Genomic DNA, 22600 nt, shown 5'->3' with positions numbered 1-22600 from the left:
ATTATGTTGTTTCCCTTTGTACTAATTCTGGCAATAACTCCACGTGCTTTACATCTATTTGCTCTTCATTAATCTTTTCATATAATAATTCAAATGCCTTCACACCAACATTTTTACTACAATATGAAATCGTCGTAATGCCTAAAATGTCTGCCACATCTTGATCATCACAACCGATAATCGTAATATCTTCTGGAATACGAATTCCTTGTTTTTTCGCCTCCGTTACCATTCCCGCTGCAATATGGTTGCAAGATACAAGAAACGCAGTTGGTTTTACTGACATAGAGGCCCATTCCCTAATTACATTACGTCCATCTTCCACCGTAAAACAGCCTTTAAACTTCCAGGCCTCTATCGGTGTTACAGCCATCTGTTGAAGCGAATCTTCATATGCTTGTTTTCTCCTTTGGCTATTAATGCTATTACTTCTTCCAATGCAATACCCAATACTTGTATGGCCCGCATCTATTAAGCTCTTCATACCGCGCGAAAACACTTTATAATAATCAATATGCACACTCGAAATTAAATTCGAATCTATTTCTTCACACATAACAATTGGACCAAATTTCGTATATTCTTCAAGCTTTTCCTTACTATTTGCCCGCGAACATATAATAACCCCATCAAGCTTTTTCATTTTTAACATATTCAAAATTTCTAATTCTCTTTCCTCACTATAATTCGTCTGACAAAGCATCATATTATAATTATTTTTTGCTGTTTCCTTTGATATTCCCTCGATAATAGCGCTATAATATTGATCATTTACGTGCGGCAATAAAACACCAATGACATTCGTTTTTCCTTTCACTAAATGAATTGCATTCACATTTTGCGTATAATTCAATTCTTCTATAATTGCTAAAATTTCTTTTCGTTTCTGTTCATTCACATATGGATGATTATTCAGTACACGTGAAACAGTTGAAACAGACACCCCAGCAAGTTCAGCAATCTTTCTTATATTTGTCATCTCTTTTTCCCCTTCTCACAAAAATTCTCCCTTGACCTGGTAAGCTTTCCACAATATATCCTTTCCTAGCAAATACATTTTGAAAGGATATACAACTATGCTTCGATTCAAATTAGAATATATATTTTTCATTGGTGGTTTACTCATTCTCGCCATCGGCATTAATATGATGACGACAATTACTTCCTTTGGACTTAGCCCTTATGATTCCTTCTTTATTGCACTATATCAAAATTTCGGCATAAGTATCGGTTTTTGGATTTTCATGATTAACTTTGTTTTTACCCTAATCGTACTCTTTTGGGACAAAAAACAAATTACAATCGGCACAATTGTAACGATGATTCTTATTTCTCTTTTTGTTGATTGGGTTGGTTCTATTACGACTATTATGGACGCTATCCGCTCTCTTCCAAAATATATAACACTTATTTGCGGAAATCTATTCGTCGGAGCCGGAATTGGTCTTTACGTCTCTACTAACCTTTGCGCAGCACCTCAAGAGGCTTTCGTTTTAACTGTTGCTGAGAAAAAGAAGTGGACATTTAGAAGAACAGAAATTTCATTAGCTTTTTTATTTTTAACATTAAGCTTCTTATTAGATGGGCCAATCTATTTTGGAACAATTATCTTATCCTTTACAACAGGTTGGATTATTCAAGCATTTATTCAAGTTGGTACGCAGATTTTAAATAGAAAAAAACCTATTAAGCAAGCCGCTTAATAGGTTTTTTCATTTTATGATAAGAGATACTACTTAGCATCTCCTTCAATTCGATAGTTTGCTTTCAAACAATCTATTTCTTCATACGATTGCAATGTATGTAGAATGTACTCGTAATCCGCAAGAGAAGCACGATGCGTTACAATTACAATTTCTGCTTTCCCTTTCTCTTCAAGCGGCATTTGAATAATCTTTTCAAAGCTAACACCACGCTCAGAGAACAATGATGTAATTTTTGCAAATACACCAATTTCGTCTTTTACATGAAGTCTTAAAAACTTTTTCACAACAATTTCATCTGGCTCTTTTAATACTTTTTCATACTGAGGAGATACCGCACTATTTCCGTTTACACCTAACCTAATATTTTGCATTACAGCAACTAGATCTGACACAACAGCTGTCGCTGTCGGTAAGCTTCCTGCTCCCGGTCCATAAAACATCGTTTCTCCTACCGCTTCACCATACACATAGACAGCATTATATTCATTTTGTACTGCCGCAAGAGGATGTGTATTTGGAAGTAACGTTGGTTCAACTGTAACCTCTAATTTTTCACCATCTCGCTTTGCAAGACCAATTAATTTAATTGTATAACCTAAGCTCTTACTATATTCAATATCTTCTGCTGTAATAGAAGTAATTCCCTTTACCTTCACATCTCCAAGCTCTACATTTGTAGAGAAACCGAGAGTAGCCAAAATCGTCATTTTCCTTGCTGCATCTAAACCTTCTACGTCTGATGTTGGATCTGCTTCTGCAAATCCAAGCTGCTGAGCTTCTTTTAACACGTCGTTATATGCTCTCCCTTCATCTGACATTTTCGTCAAAATAAAATTTGTCGTTCCATTTACAATTCCCATTACTTTCGTAATAAGATCTGAAGAAAGTCCTTCTACGATGCTTCGTAAAATCGGAATTCCTCCGGCTACACTTGCTTCATAAAACAGATCAGCTTTATTATCCTTTGCTACCGCCAATAATTCCGCTCCGTGTAACGCCATTAAATCTTTATTTGCAGTCACAACGTGCTTCCCACTTTGTAAAGCTTGTAAAATATATGCTTTTGCATCATCAATGCCACCCATTACTTCGATGACAACATCAATATTAGGATTATCTAAAATTTCATTCGCATCTTGTGTTAATAGAGTAGAAGATACTTCGACCTCCCTCTCCTTCTCAATGTTTTGCACCAACACTTTCGTTACTTTCACTGGACAACCTACTTGGTGTATGAGTCGTTCTTGATGATCTGTAATAATACGAACTACACCGCTACCAACTGTCCCAAGACCTAATAAACCAACTTGAATTTCTTTCATAATACTGTCCACCCCTCAAAAATTGTGTTTAGATGAAATTATATGAGTAAAAAATCTGAAAAACAATGTATTTTGAACATTCGGAAAAATAAAGATTAATCTTTACAAAGAAAACGTTGCCACGTGTTACACAATCTTTTTTTACAATACATAAGGGGTTTCTTGATACACGTAATAATTCAACCAATTAGAGAATAATAAATTCCCATGACTCCTCCACCTAACAAGCGGTTTCTCATTTGGATTATTATGCTTAAAATAATTTTTTGGCACATCAATATTTAACCCTTTTTGACGATCTCGTTCGTATTCTTCTTTTAACGTATCACAACTATATTCGCTATGACCGAGTGCGAAAACTTGCCTTCCCTCTTGCCCAATAACAAGGTGAACACCAGCTTCTTCAGAGTTTGCTAACAATGTTAATTCTTTTACCCTTCTAATATCACTCTCTCGTACTTCTGTATGACGAGAGTGCGGGGCAAAAAACAACTCATCAAAGCCTTGTAACAATTTCACATGTTGTTCAAGGACCTCATGTTCAAATACACCAAACATTTTTTCCTTAAGAGGATACTTTGGAACGCCATAATGATGATACAAACCAGCCTGTGCCCCCCAGCAAATATGAAGCGTAGATGTTACATTCGTTTTTGAATACTCCATAATACTTTTAAGCTCTTCCCAATAATCTACTTCTTCAAAAGAAAGAGTTTCAACTGGTGCTCCTGTAATAATGAGCCCATCAAATCTTTCATTTTCAATATCACGAAACGTTTTATAAAAGCTTGTTAAATGGTCCTGCGCTACATTACGGGACAGATGTGATTCCATATGAAGCAAATGAACATCTAATTGCAACGGTGTATTTCCAATTAATCGAAGTAATTGTGCCTCTGTGTCTTGCTTCGTTGGCATTAAATTTAATATGGCAATTTTCAATGCCCGGATATCTTGTGTTTCTGCTCGTTCCTTCGTCATTACAAAAATATTTTCTTTTTGCAATACTTTACGAGCTGGTAAATCTTTATCAATTATGATCGGCATGTTGTTTGCCTCCGATTAATGCCGCTTCTAAATCTGCAATAATATCAGAAACATCTTCTATACCAACCGATAAACGAATTAAATCAGATGTAACACCAGCTAAACGCTGATCTTCAGCACTTAATTGTCTATGCGTCGTACTAGCAGGATGTATAACACAAGTTCTTGCATCAGCTACATGCGTTACGAGAGTCGCTAGTTTTACATTTGCGATAAATTCTTTTGCTGCTTCTAATCCACCTTTAATACCGAAAGTTAAAACTCCACTAGCACCTTTTTTCAAATACTTTTGTGCTAACGAGTAATTTTCATTACTATCTAACCCCGGATAATTCACCCATTCAATACGTTCATGGTTAGCAAGCCACTTGGCAACTGCGAGAGCATTTTCGCTATGACGTTCCATTCGTAAATGCAGTGTTTCTAAGCCAATATTGCTAATATACGCATTGAATGGGCTCATACAGTTTCCATAGTCTCTTAATAATTGAACGCGCGCTTTCACAATATAAGCTGCCGCTCCAAAATTTTGTACATAACTTACGCCGTGATAACTCGGATCAGGTTCGACAAGCTCAGGATATTTTCCATTTGTCCAATCAAAGTTTCCTCCGTCAATTACAATGCCACCTAAAGAGCTTGCATGACCATCAATATATTTCGTCGTAGAATGAACAATAATATTTGCTCCATGTTCGAACGCTTGGCATAAATAAGGAGTCGCTAATGTATTATCAACGATAAAAGGTACTTCTAATTCTTTTGCTGCCGCTGAAAGTTCTTTGAAATTCAAAACGTTCATTGCTGGATTTCCTAACGATTCTGCATAAACGAGTTTTGTCTTATCATTAGCAAGTGCCGCAATTTCATCTGCTGTTAAATTTGGATTAAAGAACGTAACATCAATGCCCAGCTTACGTAAACTTACTCCAAATAAATTAAATGTTCCCCCGTAAACTGTTGAAGAACAAAGAAGATGATCTCCACTACTACAAATATTTAAAACTGCCAGCATAATGGCCGCCTGCCCAGAAGCTGTCGCAACAGCCCCCACACCGCCTTCTAAATCTGATAACTTTTGCTCAAATGCAGCTAAAGTAGGATTTCCAATACGCGTATATATATATCCTTCTGCCTCTAAATTAAATAGTGCCGCTAAATCATCCGAGGTATCGTATTTATACGTTGTACTTTGATAAAGTGGCAAAACACGCGGTTCACCATTCTTTGGCGTATAGCCACCTTGCACACAAATTGTTCCTTTTCCCCATGATTCTCCCATCTCTCATTCTCCTTTCTTTTATACAAAATAAAAAACTGCCCCTTTCCTGAAAACAAGAAAGGAGCAGTTTGAAAACACGCTCTAAAGGCTCTTTCTTATCTCTCAGGATTATTACCTGCAGGATTTGGCACAATTCCGTTATACGGCTGTTGCCAAGGTTTCATCGGGCCTGTCCCTCCACCTTTTCTTGATAAGACTATGCAATTACCGTTGATTTTATAGCAATAATTTCCTGATGTCAATTGTTTTTTCTGAATGTTCTAAATCAAATTCGTGAACTTTAATATAGACAACAAAAGAAATATATTCCATATTCATTTAAAAAAGACCTTTTAAAAACCTCGATCAATATATAGAATTAAATAAGTAGTTTAAGCGTATAGGTTCAAGATTCTCAAGAGACTCCATTATATTGAATAAGCCAGCCTCTCAAAAAGATACTATATATATTCAATTCATTTCACACTAGCATATTTAATCCTTTCTACATTAAAATTTACATAACGGAGGTATAACATGAAAAATAAAAAGGACATGCACTATATACTCGTCCTATATGGCATTCTTTTAGGCTCTATAGTAGGGGCTACAGTTTGGTTATTTTTAGTTACGCTAAATATCGGAATCCACTTTATTTGGGGATATTTACCTAACGCTTTCTCTTCTCCTCCTTATTACACTCTTTGTGTAACAATCATCGGCGGTATCCTCGTTGGTTTAACACAAAAATACTTCGGTACATATCCACGTCTTATGCCAGAAGTAATGGGTGAATATAAAAAAACAGGTAGAATTGAATACCGTTTTGTACATAAAGCTACTTTAACTGCGCTTATTGTTTTAATATTTGGAGCTAGTCTAGGTCCAGAGGCCGCACTTGTTGGAATTATCGGTGGACTTTGTACATGGGTAGGGGATCGCTTTAACTTCGCTTTAAAGGGAATGAACGAACTAACAGAAGTTGGAATTGGTGCCACTTTAAGCGTCATTTTTAACGCTCCATTATTCGGTTATTTAGCTCCGAATGAAAATGAGGGTGAACAAATTAATGGGTTTTCTAAAAGAAAAAAAGCAATTGTATATCTAACTACTACTTTTGCTGGTTTTTCCGTTTATTTATTGCTTAGTAAACTCGATAATCGTGGATCTTTTATTGTTGATTTTGGGGAAGGATCTCTTTCAATCAATGAATGGATCGCCTTTCTCCCTCTTGCTTGTATCGGTGCTATCGTCGGTTTCCTTTATTTCAAAGTAGAATTTACATTAGAGAAAATTATCCATCCTTTCCGCGAATACAAACTAACACTTGGAATTATAGGTGGGGTTTTATTAGGAATTGCGGGGACTTTTCTCCCATACACACTATTTTCTGGGGAACATCAATTAAAAGATTTAGTTGTTGAATGGAGCCATTTATCTTTTTGGGTATTACTTCTTTCAGGAGTTTTAAAATTATGTATTACCGCCGTTTGTTTAAATACAGGTTGGCGCGGTGGACATATCTTCCCAATTATATTTGCTGGATCAAGTATCGGATTCGCGATGGCTTCCATTCTTCCTATAGATCCAATAGCATCTGTGGCCATCGTAACAACAGCAATCTCAAGCTATGCATTACGAAAGCCAATAGCTATAACCTTGTTATTACTTATGTTTTTCCCGCTCAATTTACTATTACCAATGCTTGGAGCGGCAGCGATTGGTAATGCATTTCCACTTCCTAAAAACAACGAAGCTACAAACGAATAAAAATAGACAGTAGGGACAAAAGTTCCACTGCCTATTTTTATCCCGCTATTTGTGGGCAGTAAGACTCTCACCTCAAAATCCGGCGAGTGCGAGGGAGTTAGGTGGGAGATAACTGCCCGTAAAAGTCCGATTGGTGAAGGCTAATAATCAGTGGGGGATGGACAAAACCCCCACTGATTAAAGTTTCACTTTATTACACACGCTGCTTTAATAGCGCGTATAACTCTTCAAAACTATGCACTTCATATGTTGGCACAATCTCGCTATTATTTGGTTTCTTTTCTGGATTAAACCAACAAGTATCAATTCCCGCTACATATCCACCTTTAATATCGGCACTTAACGAATCCCCAATAATGAGCCCTTCTTCAAAAGCAAAATTAGGAATCCTTTCAAAAACATAATCAAAATACTCTTTCAGCGGCTTTTGGAATCCCGTATCTTCAGAAACAAAAATATCTTTAAAAAATGAATGTAATCCTGCATTACGTAAACGTTTATCTTGCGTCTTAGAAATACCGTTTGTCACTATATATAAATCATACTCACTTTGAATTTGATTTATAAATTCAAATGCACCTTGCATGAGTTGGTTTCCTTCTTCTAAGTAGCTACGATAATTATTTTCGAATAATATCCCATCTACTTCTTCCCCGTACTCTTTAAACAAAATCGAAAATCGTGTATTTACGACTTCATCACGGTTTATTTCACCTTCTTCAAAAGCATCCCACAGGCTTTTATTAACTTTTTTATACTGCGCTTCAACCTCGCTAGTTAAAGGAATCCCTTTCTCTTCAAAGAGCATACGTAACGCCACTTTCTCCGCCTTCTGAAAATCTAACAATGTATCATCTACATCAAATAGCAATGCTTTATATTTTTTCATAAACCCCTCACACTCTCTTTTCTACAAAAACAAATTTACATAAATCGTATCATTCTTCCTTGTAAAAATAATAGGAGATATCTCATACTATAAACAGGGGTGAAAATATGAAAATCAGTAAAAATGAGAAAGAAATTTATCAATACATGCAAATTCATCAATTCCATACTCTTTTTTCCTTTCATGTCTTACCATATGTAGAACTACATTCTCTTCAAAAGAAAGAGATGATATGTAAGGAGGGAATCGACCTCCCTTATCTCTATTACTTAATTTCCGGGAAAGCAAAAATATATATGAGCCATAAAAATGGGAAAGTCTCTTTAATTAATTTTATTCAAGCACCTTCATTCATTGGGGAATTAGGATTAATTGGCGTAGAATCTGTTACGAAGGGGGTTGAGGTGATTGAAGATTGCATTTGCTTAGCGCTTCCTCTTAAAGATTGTCAGCATCTTTTATTGCAAGATGATACCTTTCTACAGAAACTATGCAAATTTATTGGAGAAAAAACAATTACCCGAACAGAAAATTACGCCAAAAACTATAGTTATCCGTTTGAAAACCGATTAGCTGCGTTTATTCTATTAACGGAACAAAATAATTGCTATACCGAAAAACATACTGAGGCCTCAGAATACTTAAACGTCAGTTACCGCCATCTTTTATATGTATTAAACCAGTTTTGCCAGCAAAATTATTTAAAAAAAGAAGGCCGAACATATTATATACAAGCTCGAAATCAATTAGAAAAACTTGCTGACGAGCTGAAAATATAAAAAAACAGCATTAACATAAAAGTTAATGCTGTTTTTTGAGTGGCGATTATAATTTCAATTAAAATTTGCTTGCTACTTTAGCTGCTTCTTCAAGACCTGCAGTAATGATTTCTTCTGCTTTATCTGGAAATTGGTTATGTCCCTCGATAACTACCGTTTCCATGTTTTTTGCACCGAAGAAGCCCATCATGCTTGCTACATATTTAACAGCCATTTCAACTTCCGCCGCTGGGCCTTCAGAGTATACGCCGCCGCGTGCATTTAATAATGCAATTTTCTTATCTCCGATTAGGCCAACTGGACCTTCTGGTGTATATTTAAACGTTTTACCTGCACGGTTTAAATAATCAATATACGTGTGTAGTACTGCTGGAATCGTTAAGTTCCATAATGGGAAACCGAAAACAACTTTATCAGCTTCTAAGAATTGATTTAAATACTTATCAGCAACTGCTACTACTTTTGCTTCTTCTTCTGTTAAATCAAATCCTCTGCTTGCTTTGAATGTACCATTAATCATGTCTACGCCTACATATGGTAATTCTTCTTTATATAAATCAAGTTCTACTACTGTATCATTTGGATGTGCTTCTTTATAGTTTGCTAAAAATGCCTCGTATAATTTCACACTTACTGCTTGTTCCGCTGGGCGGTTGTTTGCTTTTACAAATAAAACTGTTGCCATGATTCTTTTCCTCCTACTATTCACTCTTATGTTGTTATATATTACTTACGAAAAAGGGTTTCTCCCTTGTAATTGTTGTTGCTTACAAATACATTTTATCTTTATATCAAGACAATTTCGTCCTCACATAGACGTATTTTTCCATAAAAAAAGTCCACCTTCTAAAGGCGAACTCAGTCTTACGACTTTAGTCTTATACAATTCCATTTTTCACTGCATATAATGCTGCTTGTGTGCGATCTGATAAATGTAACTTACTCAAAATACTACTCACATGAGCTTTTACCGTTTTTTCCGTAATAACTAAAACAGAGGCGATTTCTTTATTACTCATCCCTTTCGCTAATAGCTGCAATACTTCATTTTCTCTTGCTGTTAGCACATCCACTTGAATAGAAGGTTCTTCTTCCTTTTCTTCCACAGGTAATGTTTGAGAGAGAAGAGCATTTGCTATATCCGGGTGTAATTGAATATTTCCTTTATATGCGCTTCGAATAGCTTCAACAAGCTGATCCGGTTCTACATCTTTTAAAATATAACCACTCGCTCCAGCTTTCAATGCCGGCAATACATGAGCCTGATCAGAAAAACTAGTTAAGACAATTACTTTCACGTTTGGATATTCTTTTTTAATACAAGCTGTCGCCTCAATCCCATCCATCTCAGGCATATATAAATCCATTAGTACAACATCGGGATTTGTTTCTCCTACTTTCACTAACGCTTCTTTTCCATTATTGGCTTCCCCAACTAATTCAAAATCTTCCTGTGTACTTAGAAAAAACGCTAATCCTTTTAAAACGACTGTATGATCATCAACTAACAATACTTTTATTTTCACAAACTTCCCTCATTTTCACATCATAATGGTACATTTACTTTTACACTTGTTCTTTTCTTATCACTTACAATTTTAATTGTTCCACCAACTAATTCTACTCTTTCACGCATCGTAGTCATACCAAGTGATTTCTTCTCTTTTATATCCTTTTCTTCAAAGCCGTTTCCTTGATCGATTATTTCTAATGATACATTTTTCTCCGTCACCTTGAAATAAATCGTCGCTTCTCGTACATTCGCATGCTTACTTACGTTATTTAAAGATTCTTGTCCAATTCGCCATAGCGCTTCCTCTACTACGCGTGGCAAATCACGAACACCAGTAACCTGTTCCCGAATTTTCAATCCCAAACTTTCGCCATATTGCTTTAGAGCTGGTAATAACCCTTTCTCTAATCCTGCCGGACGAAGCTGCCAAATCAAGGTCCTCATTTCTTTCAAAGCACCTTGCGCTAGTTCACGCATTTCATACAAAGAACTATCTACCTTTTCATTTCGGCCTTTTAAAACAGCTTCAGCACCCTTCGTCATAAAAGTTAATGAAAATAATTTTTGTGATACAGAGTCATGCAAATCTCTAGCTAAACGATTACGTTCCTCCATTCGTACAAGCTCTCGGCGTTTTTCATTTAACCTTAAGTTTTCTATCATTAATGATATATGATTTGCTAAAGCCTGTACTACATCTATCGTATTTATATCAAATTCTCCATTATTAGAACTTACACTTAATACGCCAAATATATGATTTTGAATATGTATCGGAATGGCAATAACTGCACTATTAGGATGTGCTATATTACTAACCTGACTCTTTAATAAAACAGGTTCTTCTTTTTCCAGCGCTTCCTGTGCTGCTAACTTCAAATCTTCTTGCAGCTCATCCATCTTATAAGAAGCCCTTACAGCAAGTTCATTTTCTTCTCTAATGAAGAATACAACTTGCTCCCATAGAAATAATTTCCCTATTTGTTCTACAATCCCCTCTGGCAATGCATTAAATTTATGAATCGCTCTTAAGGTTTGAATAAAACGCTCCAATTTCACATAATAATGCGCTCTTCGCTTTTCATTTTCATATAGTTTTGCCCGCTTTAAAGCCGTTCCAATTTGGAAAGAAACGGATTGGAGTAGTACTAATTCTTCTTCCGAAAAATGTGTTTTACCTGGACTTGCTACATTTAATACGCCAAACTTTTCTCCTCCAGCTTTTAAAGGAACCGTAGCATGATGAAGAATTCCTTCCGTATCTCCCCAATTATATTCAATTGCATTATTAATTCTTTTACATTCAATAATATTAACTGCTCGTTTTAATTTTCCATCTACAAATCCTCGTAAACACCAACACTCACCTTCACACATCGGGCGTTTATTTTCATATGTAAGTGCCTCTGGTAATTGGTAATCGATTAACTTCGTATACTTCCCATTTTCATCCGCAAGAAAAATCCATCCTGTCGTTAAACCTGTTACACTTAGTAATTTTTCTAGGACCGCTTGCAATACATGATAGGTATCATTTGAGGTATTCAACGTTTCTGCAATCTCTTTTAATATAACTAATTCATTTGTACGATTCTCTTGAAACATAATTCGTCTCCTGCATACAAGATTTTAAATAGTACTTAACATAAATCATCTACTTTTCACTTTGTACTTATTCGTAACATTGATATAATAGTGAAAACATAGTTTTCATTATATCACTTGAGGGGGCTTTCATAATGACATTAAATAAGGCACTTACAATCGCGGGTTCTGACACAAGTGGCGGTGCTGGTATACAAGCAGATTTAAAAACATTCCAAGAACTTGGCGTATATGGAATGACATCTCTTACGACAATCGTAACGATGGACCCACATAACGGTTGGGCACATAACGTATTCCCAATCGCGGCTTCTACATTAAAACCACAATTAGAAACAACAATTGAAGGTGTTGGCGTAGATGCTTTAAAAACAGGTATGCTTGGATCAGTAGAAATTATCGAAATGGTTGCGGAAACAATTGAAAAGCACAATTTCAAAAATGTAGTAGTTGATCCTGTTATGGTATGTAAAGGGGCCGATGAAGCGTTACACCCTGAAACAAACGACTGCTTACGTGACGTTCTTGTTCCAAAGGCACTAGTTGTAACGCCAAACTTATTTGAGGCGTATCAATTAAGTGGTGTGAAAATTAATTCTCTTGAGGACATGAAAGAAGCTGCAAAGAAAATCCATGCTTTAGGTGCTAAATACGTACTAATTAAAGGTGGTAGCAAACTAGGTACAGAAACTGCTATTGATGTATTATATGACGGTGACACATTCGATCTTCTAGAATCAGAAAAGATTGATACGACAAATACACACGGTGCAGGTTGTACATATTCTGCTGCAATTACAGCAGAACTTGCAAAAGGAAAAACTGTAAAAGAAGCGGTAAAAACTGCAAAAGAATTCATCACAGCTGCAATTCGTCATTCATTCAAAATTAACGAGTATGTAGGACCAACACATCACGGTGCATACCGCAAATTCGTTGCACAGAAAGAGCTTGTCTAATAATAAATTAAAAAACATACTAAAACCGACAGAGCATTCATTGCTCTGTCGGTTTTAGTATGTTTTGCAAAAATGTTTTAAATTACTCCTCGAATTCCTATGATGCTGAACTAACTTGGTTTCTACCATTTCTTTTTGAATAATATAATGCATCATCCGCTGCTTGAATAAATTGCTCAGGTGATTTTTTATACTCTGAAATCCCAACAGAAACTGTAATTTTAATTTTTGTTCCGTTTTTCAGTTGGAATGAATGCTTTTCAACAGCTAGTCGAATTTGTTCCCCTATACGAGTTCTAAATGCTAATCCCTTTTTCGGTATCAACAAGGCAAATTCTTCGCCACCCTTTCGAAAAACCAAATTAGAGAATGGTCCATTCGCTAACAAAATACGCTCTACTTGTTTTAACACTTCATCCCCAGCAGGATGACCGTATGTATCATTTACATACTTAAAGTGATCAATATCGATAAGTAATAAACAGAGTGAATTATTTTTCATATACTTGTTATCAATATGACGATTCATCTCTAAATCAAATTGCCTTACATTTCCTAGATTCGTTAATGCATCTATTGTTGCTTAATGCTTCATCGTTTGAAATAATTCATTTGATTGCAATACGTAACTTGTACTTACAAATGTGATGTATGCCGCTACAATACAGCAAACTAAATATAATGAAACTACATACATATCCTTAAATAAAATATAAAGTGGCAGTATTAAAATAGACAAACTGCACACATTGAACCCTATCCATTTTGTAAATATAGAAATTTTCATTCGCCAAATAAGGGTAATGCCAATCCCTATTGCCACGATAGTATAGCAAGCCAATTCAGAGGCTAAAGAATACTCAGTAAAAAGCACCCGCGTTATTAAAATGATCATAACTGTTATACTACTAGCTATTGGGCCACCAATTATAACTGCCAAAATAACTGCTAAATAACGTAAATCCAACATAATATCTTCAATATGTACACCAAAATGCATCAATAATATACCCAATATTCCAGTTAAAATACCGACCAAACATTTCTGCCAAAAAGAGAACCCTTCTTTTAACGGCTTATCTCTTAAAAGCTGAGCACCTACAAAGATAAAGGAAAGAATGATTGTCATATTTACAAATAGATCTCTGAACATAAAATAATCTCCCTACTTTTTCTTTTCCATCTATCTCTTTCCATATGCTATTGTATTACGGAATCCCTATAATTCCCAATATCTTTTATTTTACTGTTCCACGTGGAACAGTAAAATAAAAGAGGAGACGAAATTTCGTCTCCTCCATTAGCAACATCGTGATATCTTTCCGCCTTTTGCATTAAATCTAGCTTCTTGTGCCTCAGCAAAAAATTGCTTTTGACATAGAATTTTCTCTTCTGGATGATGCGCTTTCATATGATTTACATACGTTTCATAACTTGGAACTCCAACAAGCAAACTAATAAATTGCTTTCTCTTTCTCCATACGTTCCGTAAACTTTTAAGCATAGTTCCTCGACTCACTTTCATCTCTAGGAATATATGGCGCCTCTTTTAGCGGCATCGGCTTATTTCTTAATACTTGGATCCAAATTCGAAGTGCAGAAATTAATACAGCGATTACAACTATCATAAAAATCCCACAAAGTGCCGCATCAATATAGTCATTAAAAATAATTTGTTTCATTTGCGCAACGTTTTTAGCTGGAGCTAATACCTTCCCGTCATCTAATGCTCCCTGGAATACTTTCGCATGTGATAGAAATCCTATTTTAGGATTTTCATGAAATAGCTTTTGATAACCAGCTGTCATTGTTACAATAAGCAATCCGACAGTTGGAATAAGTGTCACCCAAACATATGCTTTTTTCCCCATTTTGAACAAAATTGTCGTTCCAAGTAATAATGCAATACCTGCTAACATTTGGTTTGCAATACCAAAAAGTGGCCATAGCGTATTAATTCCGCCAAGAGGATCTACCACCCCTTGATATAAAAAGTACCCCCACCCTAGTACACATAGTGTTGTAGCTATCACATTTGCTAATGTAGAATCTGTTTTCGCAAACGGCTTATATACATGTCCTAAAATGTCTTGAATCATAAATCGCCCTACACGTGTTCCAGCATCAATCGTCGTTAAAATAAATAGTGCTTCAAAAAGAATCGCAAAATGGTACCAAAATGCCATCATCGCTGTTCCGCCCATTACTTGTGAAAATATATACGCCATACCAATTGCTAATGTTGGTGCGCCACCTGTACGTGATAAAATGGTCTGTTCTCCGACATTAACAGCAAGTTCTTTTAATTCATTCGGTGTAATAGCAAATCCCCATGAGGAAATAACTTGAGCTGCTTGTGATACATCAGTCCCAATTAGTGCTGCTGGGCTATTAATTGCAAAATAAGTTCCTGGTGTTAATACACAAGCTGCAATCATAGCCATCGCCGCTACAAACGACTCCATCAACATCGCTCCATAACCGATTGGCCTTGCATGGCCTTCTTCCTCAATCATTTTCGGTGTCGTACCCGATGAAACGAGAGCGTGGAATCCAGACACAGCACCGCAAGCTATTGTAATAAATAAGAACGGGAATAAATTTCCAGAGAAAACAGGTCCTGTTCCATCAATAAATTGAGATACTGCCGGCATCTTTAAATCTGGAGCTACAACTAAAATGCCAATTGCTAATCCAAGTATCGTTCCTATTTTTAAAAATGTACTTAAATAATCTCGTGGTGCAAGAAGCATCCAAACTGGTAATGCTGATGCAATAAATCCATATACGATAAGCATAATAGCAATTGTCTCACCACTAAAAGTAAACATACTTGCAAGCGTCGGATTTTCTGCTACATATTGTCCTCCAACAAGAGATAAAACTAGTAAAATAATACCAATTACTGATCCTTCTCCTACACGTCCTGGCCTAATGTAACGCATATAAACTCCCATTAAAATAGCAATTGGAATCGTTGCTGTGATTGTAAACATTCCCCACGGACTTCCAACGAGCGCTTTCACGACTACTAAAGCTAATACCGCTAATAAAATTATCATAATACCTAAAATACCAATCATCGCAATTAATCCTGTTACAGGACCAATCTCATCTTTAATCATTTCTCCTAATGATTTACCGTTACGTCTCATTGAAGCAAATAAAATTACAAAATCTTGTACAGCTCCAGCAATAACTACTCCAACGATAATCCAAATTGTCCCGGGTAAATAGCCCATCTGCGCCGCCAAAATTGGACCTACTAAAGGACCTGCCCCTGCAATCGCTGCAAAGTGATGGCCAAATAAAACCCATTTATTTGTCGGAACATAATCCTTCCCATCATTTAATGCATGAGCAGGTGTTTGCCTATTATTATCTAGTCCGAAAACTTTCCTCGCTATAAATCTACTATAAAAGCGATAAGCAATCGCATACACTGATACAGCAGCAACTAATAGCCATACAGCATTAATTGTTTCGCCTTGAGATAAGGCTATTACACCAAAAGCAGATGCTCCTAGTGCTGCAATAACTCCCCAAAGTAAAATTGACTTCAACGTTTTCACATACAATCCCCCCATTACTACTTCTTAGTGGAGATTGTACTAAATTTTCTGAATATTTAAGTTAAATCCTCCTTATCATGAAGGATTTCTAGTTTATCATGTTAAAATTCTCTCATTACTTGTCATAGTTCAATTTTATTTCGAAGTCGTTTTACATAATTACGACTTACTGGAATCGGTTGCTCATCGTACCCGTCTAAATACAAATTATACGTGCCATTATAATAAGGTTTAAGTTCTTGTACATATAACATATTAATTAAATAGCTTTTATGTACACGTAAAAAATCATATGCATTAAGCTTATTTTCTAATTCCTGAAGTGTATATGTTGAAATATGATGATTATTCGTTGTATAAATTGAAACTGTTTTATTTTCCTTATTTTTACTTACATATATAATATCCTCTGGAAAAATATATCTAATTCCCTCATGGCCTTCTATCGGCAGTTTACGCAAATGACTCTTTGCTTTCTCACTTTTTTCTTTCCCCATTTTATATAAAATGAATTGTAAATCTTCTTCACGAAATGGTTGCAATAAATAATAAAATGCTTGGAAACGAAAAGCTGTAATTGTCTCTTCTATATCCTCACCAATAAAAATAAATTTTGTATAACAATTCACTTCTCGTAACAAGCTCGAATATTCAAAACCAGTGCCGTCTACTAATTGCGAATTTAAAAAAACAAAATCAGGTGTATGTTTTTTCATTATTAGCAAAGATTCTGTTCCGGTTCTCGCTTCAAAACATTCTACATTTCGAATGTTCTCAGTAAAGTACTCAACTAATTTTCTTCGCTCTTCTGTCTCTTCCATGATAAGTAAAATTTTCATTTATCCAACCACCTAATTCCTTTGTCCATATGTCTTGTTGTATACATTCGCTTTAGTAAGAAACAATCCCTTTTTCTTACTATACCATTATTTATCTAAAAAAACAGAAAAAAGGAAACCACTTTGGTTTCCCCTTTTCTTTTATCTCGATTGGTGCGTGCTAATAATCAGTGGGGAATAGATGAAACCTCCACTAATTAAAGTTTCACTTTATACCAATTCCTGCTGTTTCGTTTCTTGCCCAAGTATAATCACAGCAAGTGCCCCAATTAAAATTGATCCACAGAAAATCGTAAATATTAGCGATAGTGAAGCTTGTGAAGCAACTAAATATCCTACTAATAGTGGTCCAAGAATACCACCAATACGTCCAAATGCCGCTGCCATTCCTGCACCCGTACCGCGAATAACTGTTGGATACTGTTCAGGTGTGTAAGCGTATAATGCACCCCAAGCACCTAAGTTAAAGAAGGATAATAACATACCCGCTACTATTAATGCTGTTAATGAATCCGCAATTCCGAACACATAAGCACTACATGCTGTACCAATTAAATACGTAACCAATACAAATTTACGACCAAGACGTTCAATAAACCATGCTGCTGTAAAATATCCTGGTAATTGAGCTAATGTCATAATAAGTACGTACTGGAAACTTTTTATTAAACTAAAACCTTTCAGTACCATTACACTAGGTAACCAAAGGAACATTCCATAATAGGAAAAGACAACACAAAACCATAAAATCCATAACATAATTGTTGCTTTACGATACTTCCCAGACCAAACCGATTTTATATTCTCAATAATAGATGGCCTTTTTTCAACCTTTTGAAACCTTGGAGAATCGGGTAAATTCCATCTTAAATATAAAGCATATAAAGCCGGAACTGCACTTAATACCATCGCAACTTCCCAACCGTATTTAGGAATCACAAAGTACGAGATAAGAGCTGCAATTAACCAGCCACCAGCCCAAAAGCTTTCTAATAGTACAACTATTTTCCCACGTTCGTGCGCTTCAACACTCTCTGATACGAGGGTAGATGCAACTGGGAGTTCTCCGCCGAGTCCCATACCAATTAAAAAGCGTAACACGAGGAACATTGTGAGTGTCGTCGTTAAGGCTGTTAAGCCACTACCAATAGAAAATAGTAATAATGTAATAATGAAGACCGATTTCCGTCCTATTTTATCTGATAGTACCCCAAAGACAAGCGCTCCTACAGCCATACCAATTGAGTTAATACTACCTATCCAACCCATCTCTTGAGTACTTAATCCCCAATCTTTTTGCAACGCCACTATTACAAATGAAAGCATTCCAACATCCATTGCGTCAAATAGCCATCCAAGCCCCGCTATACCAAGTAGCTTTCGCTTCGAAATTTCTTTTACCTTGCTCACAAGAAGTCCTCCTTACACAGCTGTCTTTACACATCATTTTACATGTGTGTATTGTATAAGTAAAATACTTTCGTGTAAAAAATTCTCCTTCATCATTCCCCAAAGGTAAAATGTTTATCAAAAATAAACAAATAAAAAAAGTAGCGATGTTCCGCTACTTTTTTGAACGCATTACTTCTTTTAAAAACTCAGCTAGTACTAACTGACGACGCCAGCGTGTTGGATTACTACATAATCTGTAAAACCACTCTAAGTTAATAGCTTGGATCCATTTTGGCGCACGTTTTACCTCTCCAGCCCACACATCTAAACTACCGCCTACTCCAACAGCCATTTTCGTTTCTAAACGATGCTTATTGTTTTGGATAAAGTTTTCTTGTCTTGGGAAGCCCAGCGCAACAAGTAATAGATCTGGTTTTGCTTCTTGAATACGAGAAACAATATTCTCTTCTTCTTCTTGTTTAAAATACCCATCTTGTGTACCCACAATAGATACAGCCGAATATGTCTTCGTTAAATGATTAGCTGCAGCTTGTACAACATGTGGTTTTGCACCTAATAAGAAAACAGATACTGGTCTATTATCTTCCGATAACTTTGCAAGTAAATTACACATTAAGTCAAAACCTGCCACACGCTCTTTTAACGGTGTACCAAGCATACCACTTGCTTTAACAACCCCGATACCATCAGGTGTAATTAAATCTGTATTTAATAATGTTTTATGGAATTTTTCATCCTTTTTTGCGCACATAACAATTTCAGGATTCGCTGTTACTACCTGAAAAGTATGAGTTTGCTCCAATTCTAGTTGTTTCTTTAAATATTGGATTGTTTCATCCATTGTCATTGTAGAAAAAGGAACACCTAGAATATCAACCGTTTGTACTGCCATATTTAACTATCCTCTCTATCATTAAAGGTTTTTCGTTATTAATTGCTGATATGTTTCTTTCGTATCTTCATATAATTTTTGAAGTGAGAAGTTCATAGTAGCATGCTCATAAATATGTTTACCCATTGCTGCTAACTCTCCAGTTTTCCACTTATCATACGCTTCTTCTAATGCCGATGCTAATGCTTTTCCATCACCAGTTGGCACAATCCATCCGTAAGTTTCGTCTGCGATTAACGGCTCGATCTCTCCCGCTCTAGTCACAATTGATGGTACACGCTGATTTGCCGCTTCTAATAAAACTAATGGAAATCCTTCGCTATGGGAAGTTAATAAATTTACATGTGATGAAGCAAATAATCGTTTCACATCTTGACGGTGCCCTAAAAATTCAACTTTATCATTAATTCCTTTTTCAGTAGCTAACGCCTTTAACTCTCCTTCTAACGGCCCGTCACCAACTAATAATACTTTAATCTTCTCCAATTTTGTTTGTTGTAACGCATCGAATAAAACTTCATGTCCTTTAACAGGATGCAGACGTGCTACTTGGATTGCCGTAAACACATCTTCATCAATATTAAACATTTCCTTGTTATTATAGCCAGCTGCTTTTTCCTGATCATATTCAATACCGTTATAAATAACATGCATCTTTTCATTTGAAATCCCTAATGCCGCTAAGCTTTTTTTCAACCTATTCGTTACAACAAAAAATAAATCTATATTTTTTAAAGCTTTTAAATTTAACTTAGTAAAAATCCAACCTTTTAGGCCTTGTTTAGTGAAGTCTTGAAATGGATCACTATGAATTGTCGTTACCCATTTTGCCGCGAATTTCTTTTTCATTAAAGAAACAAAGAAATTTGCCCTAGGACCGTGTGTATGAACTACATCAAATTTTTCTTTATTAATGAATTCACTTATGTTTTTTAAAATGGATAAATCATAGCGAGATTTTTGTGAAAACACATGAACTTTTATCCCTAGCTCTCTTGCTTCTTTCGCAACAATTCCATCTTCAAATACTGCTAATTCTACTTCACCATCCGGAAACTGATCGAGCAGTGAAATAATATGTGTTTTTCCTCCACCATCTTCTGCTCCTGCATTCATATGCAATATCCTCATATTTTTTCCTCCTTTAAATCCTCGCTACATTTCCATCTATCTTTATTTTACTGTACTAAAAAATAAAAGCTAACAAAAGTTAGCTTTTATTTTTATCATTCAATTTCTAAATCTACAATTAGATAAGCTAACACCACTACAAAGTAAATTCCCACTCCTGGTGCTGTCAAAATATGTCCTGCAATGTACGCAATACCTAGTGCTAATACTAAGCTTGCTGAAATCATTCCATATTTTATATTAAATATTTCCTTAAATCTTGTAACAAATGCTATCAAGATTCTTAAGCCATAATAAATAAATGGAATCATCATTAATACAAAACCAATAATTCCGAAATCATAAAACCAATCATGGAAGTCCATTTCAATTAACTTCGGATCTGGTTGTTTTTGTTCGTTATACTTAAAGTTACCTGCGTAACCCATTCCGAATAGTTTTTGTGACATTGGCGCTTCCTTAAAGAATTGCTTATGTCTTTCTTCATATACTTGACGTCCGCTGAAAATAAGATTTTCTTGATTTTCTTTCTTTTGCTCTTTCTCAAGCTCTTTCTTAACTTCCGCTTCTACCTTCGCCTTTTCTTCTGGCTTCTCAACTTTATGTTGTTTTTCTTCTTTTTTAATTTTCTCTTTAATTTCTTTTTCTTTTTGACCTTGCTGCGCTACATTTTGTTCTGATAAATAGTTGTTATGAATACCCATATTTTGGGCTAATGGCGTCATTTTAAACGTTCCGACAACACCAGCTAATAGGGCAATAGCAATTAATCCATTAAGTACAAGGGACCTTTTGTTTGGATTTCTTCTATCAAATAATAATTGTAGTACGATAATCCCGATTGCTGCTGCTAACGTAGCACCAATTGAGCCCATCCCTACTTTCGTACCAACTTGAATTAACGAGTAAATCATTAAAAGCGATGGAATCCAATATAAAACGTGTTTCACGCTCTTTGTTTTTTGAATAGAATATAGTACCACAATAGGGAAAATAATAGCTAAGATTGACCCTAGTTCATTACCTGCATAGAACCATCCTCGGGAACCAACTTTCATCCACTCATAACTTCCAAAGTCTGTAGAAGTTGTAATAGAAATAACCATAACAGCATTAATAATTAATGTTGAATACACAATGTTATTTCTAACTTTATCGCTAATATTCACTGTCTTCTTCAGTGATTTTAAAGCTAAAATGTATGAGCCAAGCATAATATATATATACAATGCTTTTCCAATGAATTTAACTTCTTCTGCGAGTACAATAGGACTCTTGATTAACTTGTTATTAATAAATCCTATTCCTAATACAACTCCTAGTAATACAAGATAAATCAAAAACTTCCTATTTTCTCTTTCTTTTGCCTGAATTAAAATATAAATGCCACCCATTGCCATAATGAGGAATCTTACCATAATTCCAACTGTCGCATTTACTTTTAATAACTCAATGCTAAGAGACGTTAATAAATCTAAAACAGGCTGTAAAATAATAAAAAAGAGCAAAAAATGCTCAAATCTAACCCTAGCTTGATTTGCTAACATTCCAAGACCTCCATACAAAATCTTCACATTATCTTTTAATCATAGTTTTCTACTGTTTAAACACACCTAGCAATTATAACATAACTCATATTTAAATTGAGAACTATTTTTCATGCCGAAACTAGTCAAATCCAGCATTATTAGTAACCGAAAACATTGTCCTTTAGCTATCCTTTCCTATCCCTATAAAAACTATCTAACACATATGCACTTATTTTCGACAGTGCAAAAATATTTTTTTATCATTTTATACAAATGTACAAAACGGACTTCTCCTATTGTACCATCCCTCTAACTAAGCTACATCAAAAAACTATGCAATGAATCTTCCCACACTTTTTCACTTTACTTTATC

General features: G+C 35.4%; 19 protein-coding genes, 1 pseudogene and 1 riboswitch. Of the genes and pseudogenes, 4 read left to right on the top strand and 16 right to left on the bottom strand.

Annotation, left to right across the window (positions count from 1 at the left end; translation table 11 throughout):
* Window position 1: 1 nt before the first annotated feature.
* A complete protein-coding gene (locus tag BAQ49_RS02095) occupies window positions 2-979 on the bottom strand; it encodes a LacI family DNA-binding transcriptional regulator (RefSeq protein ID WP_071744016.1) in 978 nt (325 codons plus the stop codon).
* A gap of 97 nt (window positions 980-1076) precedes the next feature.
* Here BAQ49_RS02095 and BAQ49_RS02090 point away from each other — a divergent pair, with 97 nt between their 5' ends.
* Window positions 1077-1703 carry a YczE/YyaS/YitT family protein gene (locus BAQ49_RS02090; RefSeq protein ID WP_071744015.1) on the top strand — a complete coding sequence of 209 codons (627 nt, stop codon included), beginning with the start codon at window positions 1077-1079 and terminating at the stop codon, window positions 1701-1703.
* Between the two features lie 29 nt (window positions 1704-1732).
* Here BAQ49_RS02090 and BAQ49_RS02085 read toward each other — a convergent pair whose 3' ends face one another.
* The 3 genes from BAQ49_RS02085 to BAQ49_RS02075 form a co-directional block, all read right to left on the bottom strand.
* A complete protein-coding gene (locus BAQ49_RS02085; RefSeq protein ID WP_071744014.1) occupies window positions 1733-3028 on the bottom strand; it encodes a homoserine dehydrogenase in 1296 nt (431 codons plus the stop codon).
* Between the two features lie 141 nt (window positions 3029-3169).
* Window positions 3170-4075, bottom strand: coding sequence for a homoserine O-acetyltransferase MetA (gene metA / locus BAQ49_RS02080; RefSeq protein ID WP_071744013.1), 906 nt, complete (start codon window positions 4073-4075; stop codon window positions 3170-3172).
* Window positions 4059-5357 carry a bifunctional O-acetylhomoserine aminocarboxypropyltransferase/cysteine synthase gene (locus BAQ49_RS02075; RefSeq protein WP_071744012.1) on the bottom strand — a complete coding sequence of 433 codons (1299 nt, stop codon included), beginning with the start codon at window positions 5355-5357 and terminating at the stop codon, window positions 4059-4061. Before BAQ49_RS02075 ends, metA begins: the two co-directional genes overlap by 17 nt.
* Window positions 5358-5449: 92 nt before the next feature.
* Window positions 5450-5554: riboswitch (SAM riboswitch) on the bottom strand.
* Between the two features lie 319 nt (window positions 5555-5873).
* On the opposite strand from BAQ49_RS02075, the gene BAQ49_RS02070 reads away from it, so the two are divergent.
* On the top strand, window positions 5874-7106 hold the full coding sequence (locus tag BAQ49_RS02070) for a chloride channel protein (protein ID WP_071744011.1): 1233 nt from the start codon (window positions 5874-5876) through the stop codon (window positions 7104-7106).
* 193 nt (window positions 7107-7299) lie between these two features.
* On the opposite strand, the gene BAQ49_RS02065 is transcribed toward BAQ49_RS02070, so the two are convergent.
* Window positions 7300-7995 (bottom strand): YjjG family noncanonical pyrimidine nucleotidase, encoded by a 696-nt coding sequence (locus tag BAQ49_RS02065; RefSeq protein WP_071744010.1) that lies wholly within the window; start codon window positions 7993-7995, stop codon window positions 7300-7302.
* A 107-nt stretch (window positions 7996-8102) separates the two neighbouring features.
* Between BAQ49_RS02065 and BAQ49_RS02060 the strand changes: the two genes are divergently transcribed.
* Window positions 8103-8774, top strand: a complete 672-nt coding sequence (locus BAQ49_RS02060) for a transcriptional regulator YeiL (protein ID WP_071744009.1) — start codon at window positions 8103-8105, stop codon at window positions 8772-8774.
* 58 nt (window positions 8775-8832) lie between these two features.
* Here the strand turns inward: BAQ49_RS02060 and BAQ49_RS02055 are convergent, their stop codons facing one another.
* From BAQ49_RS02055 to BAQ49_RS02045, 3 genes are all read right to left on the bottom strand, one after another.
* Window positions 8833-9459: an FMN-dependent NADH-azoreductase gene (locus BAQ49_RS02055; RefSeq protein WP_071744008.1), complete on the bottom strand. Its 627-nt coding sequence runs from the start codon at window positions 9457-9459 to the stop codon at window positions 8833-8835.
* A gap of 193 nt (window positions 9460-9652) precedes the next feature.
* Window positions 9653-10300, bottom strand: a complete 648-nt coding sequence (locus tag BAQ49_RS02050; RefSeq protein ID WP_071744007.1) for a response regulator — start codon at window positions 10298-10300, stop codon at window positions 9653-9655.
* Between the two features lie 20 nt (window positions 10301-10320).
* Window positions 10321-11892 (bottom strand): GAF domain-containing sensor histidine kinase, encoded by a 1572-nt coding sequence (locus BAQ49_RS02045; protein ID WP_071744006.1) that lies wholly within the window; start codon window positions 11890-11892, stop codon window positions 10321-10323.
* Window positions 11893-12026: 134 nt separating this feature from the next.
* Between BAQ49_RS02045 and pdxK the strand changes: the two genes are divergently transcribed.
* On the top strand, window positions 12027-12851 hold the full coding sequence (pdxK, locus tag BAQ49_RS02040; RefSeq protein ID WP_071744005.1) for a pyridoxine/pyridoxal/pyridoxamine kinase: 825 nt from the start codon (window positions 12027-12029) through the stop codon (window positions 12849-12851).
* 97 nt (window positions 12852-12948) lie between these two features.
* On the opposite strand, the pseudogene BAQ49_RS33380 reads toward pdxK, so the two are convergent.
* From BAQ49_RS33380 to BAQ49_RS01995, 8 genes and pseudogenes are all read right to left on the bottom strand, one after another.
* Window positions 12949-14004 (bottom strand): annotated as a pseudogene (locus BAQ49_RS33380) (diguanylate cyclase).
* 147 nt (window positions 14005-14151) lie between these two features.
* Window positions 14152-14355, bottom strand: a complete 204-nt coding sequence (locus tag BAQ49_RS02030; RefSeq protein WP_071744004.1) for a YbdD/YjiX family protein — start codon at window positions 14353-14355, stop codon at window positions 14152-14154.
* Window positions 14348-16423 carry a carbon starvation protein CstA gene (gene cstA / locus BAQ49_RS02025; RefSeq protein WP_071744003.1) on the bottom strand — a complete coding sequence of 692 codons (2076 nt, stop codon included), beginning with the start codon at window positions 16421-16423 and terminating at the stop codon, window positions 14348-14350. Before cstA ends, BAQ49_RS02030 begins: the two co-directional genes overlap by 8 nt.
* 122 nt (window positions 16424-16545) lie before the next feature.
* Window positions 16546-17262, bottom strand: a complete 717-nt coding sequence (locus BAQ49_RS02020) for a LytR/AlgR family response regulator transcription factor (protein ID WP_071744002.1) — start codon at window positions 17260-17262, stop codon at window positions 16546-16548.
* A 210-nt stretch (window positions 17263-17472) separates the two neighbouring features.
* Window positions 17473-18672: an MFS transporter gene (locus BAQ49_RS02015; RefSeq protein WP_071744001.1), complete on the bottom strand. Its 1200-nt coding sequence runs from the start codon at window positions 18670-18672 to the stop codon at window positions 17473-17475.
* 154 nt (window positions 18673-18826) lie between these two features.
* Window positions 18827-19567 (bottom strand): WecB/TagA/CpsF family glycosyltransferase, encoded by a 741-nt coding sequence (locus tag BAQ49_RS02005; protein ID WP_016131015.1) that lies wholly within the window; start codon window positions 19565-19567, stop codon window positions 18827-18829.
* Between the two features lie 21 nt (window positions 19568-19588).
* The gene (locus BAQ49_RS02000; protein ID WP_071744000.1) at window positions 19589-20698 is read right to left on the bottom strand and encodes a glycosyltransferase family 4 protein; all 1110 of its coding nucleotides are present in this window, start codon (window positions 20696-20698) and stop codon (window positions 19589-19591) included.
* A gap of 95 nt (window positions 20699-20793) precedes the next feature.
* On the bottom strand, window positions 20794-22245 hold the full coding sequence (locus BAQ49_RS01995) for an O-antigen ligase family protein (RefSeq protein WP_071743999.1): 1452 nt from the start codon (window positions 22243-22245) through the stop codon (window positions 20794-20796).
* Between the last annotated feature and the right edge of the window lie 355 nt (window positions 22246-22600).

Source organism: Bacillus proteolyticus (assembly GCF_001884065.1).
Classification (GTDB): Bacteria; Bacillota; Bacilli; order Bacillales; family Bacillaceae_G; genus Bacillus_A; species Bacillus_A proteolyticus.
The sequence above is the reverse complement of the archived record's forward strand: the minus strand, read 5'-3'. Positions and strand labels throughout refer to the sequence as shown.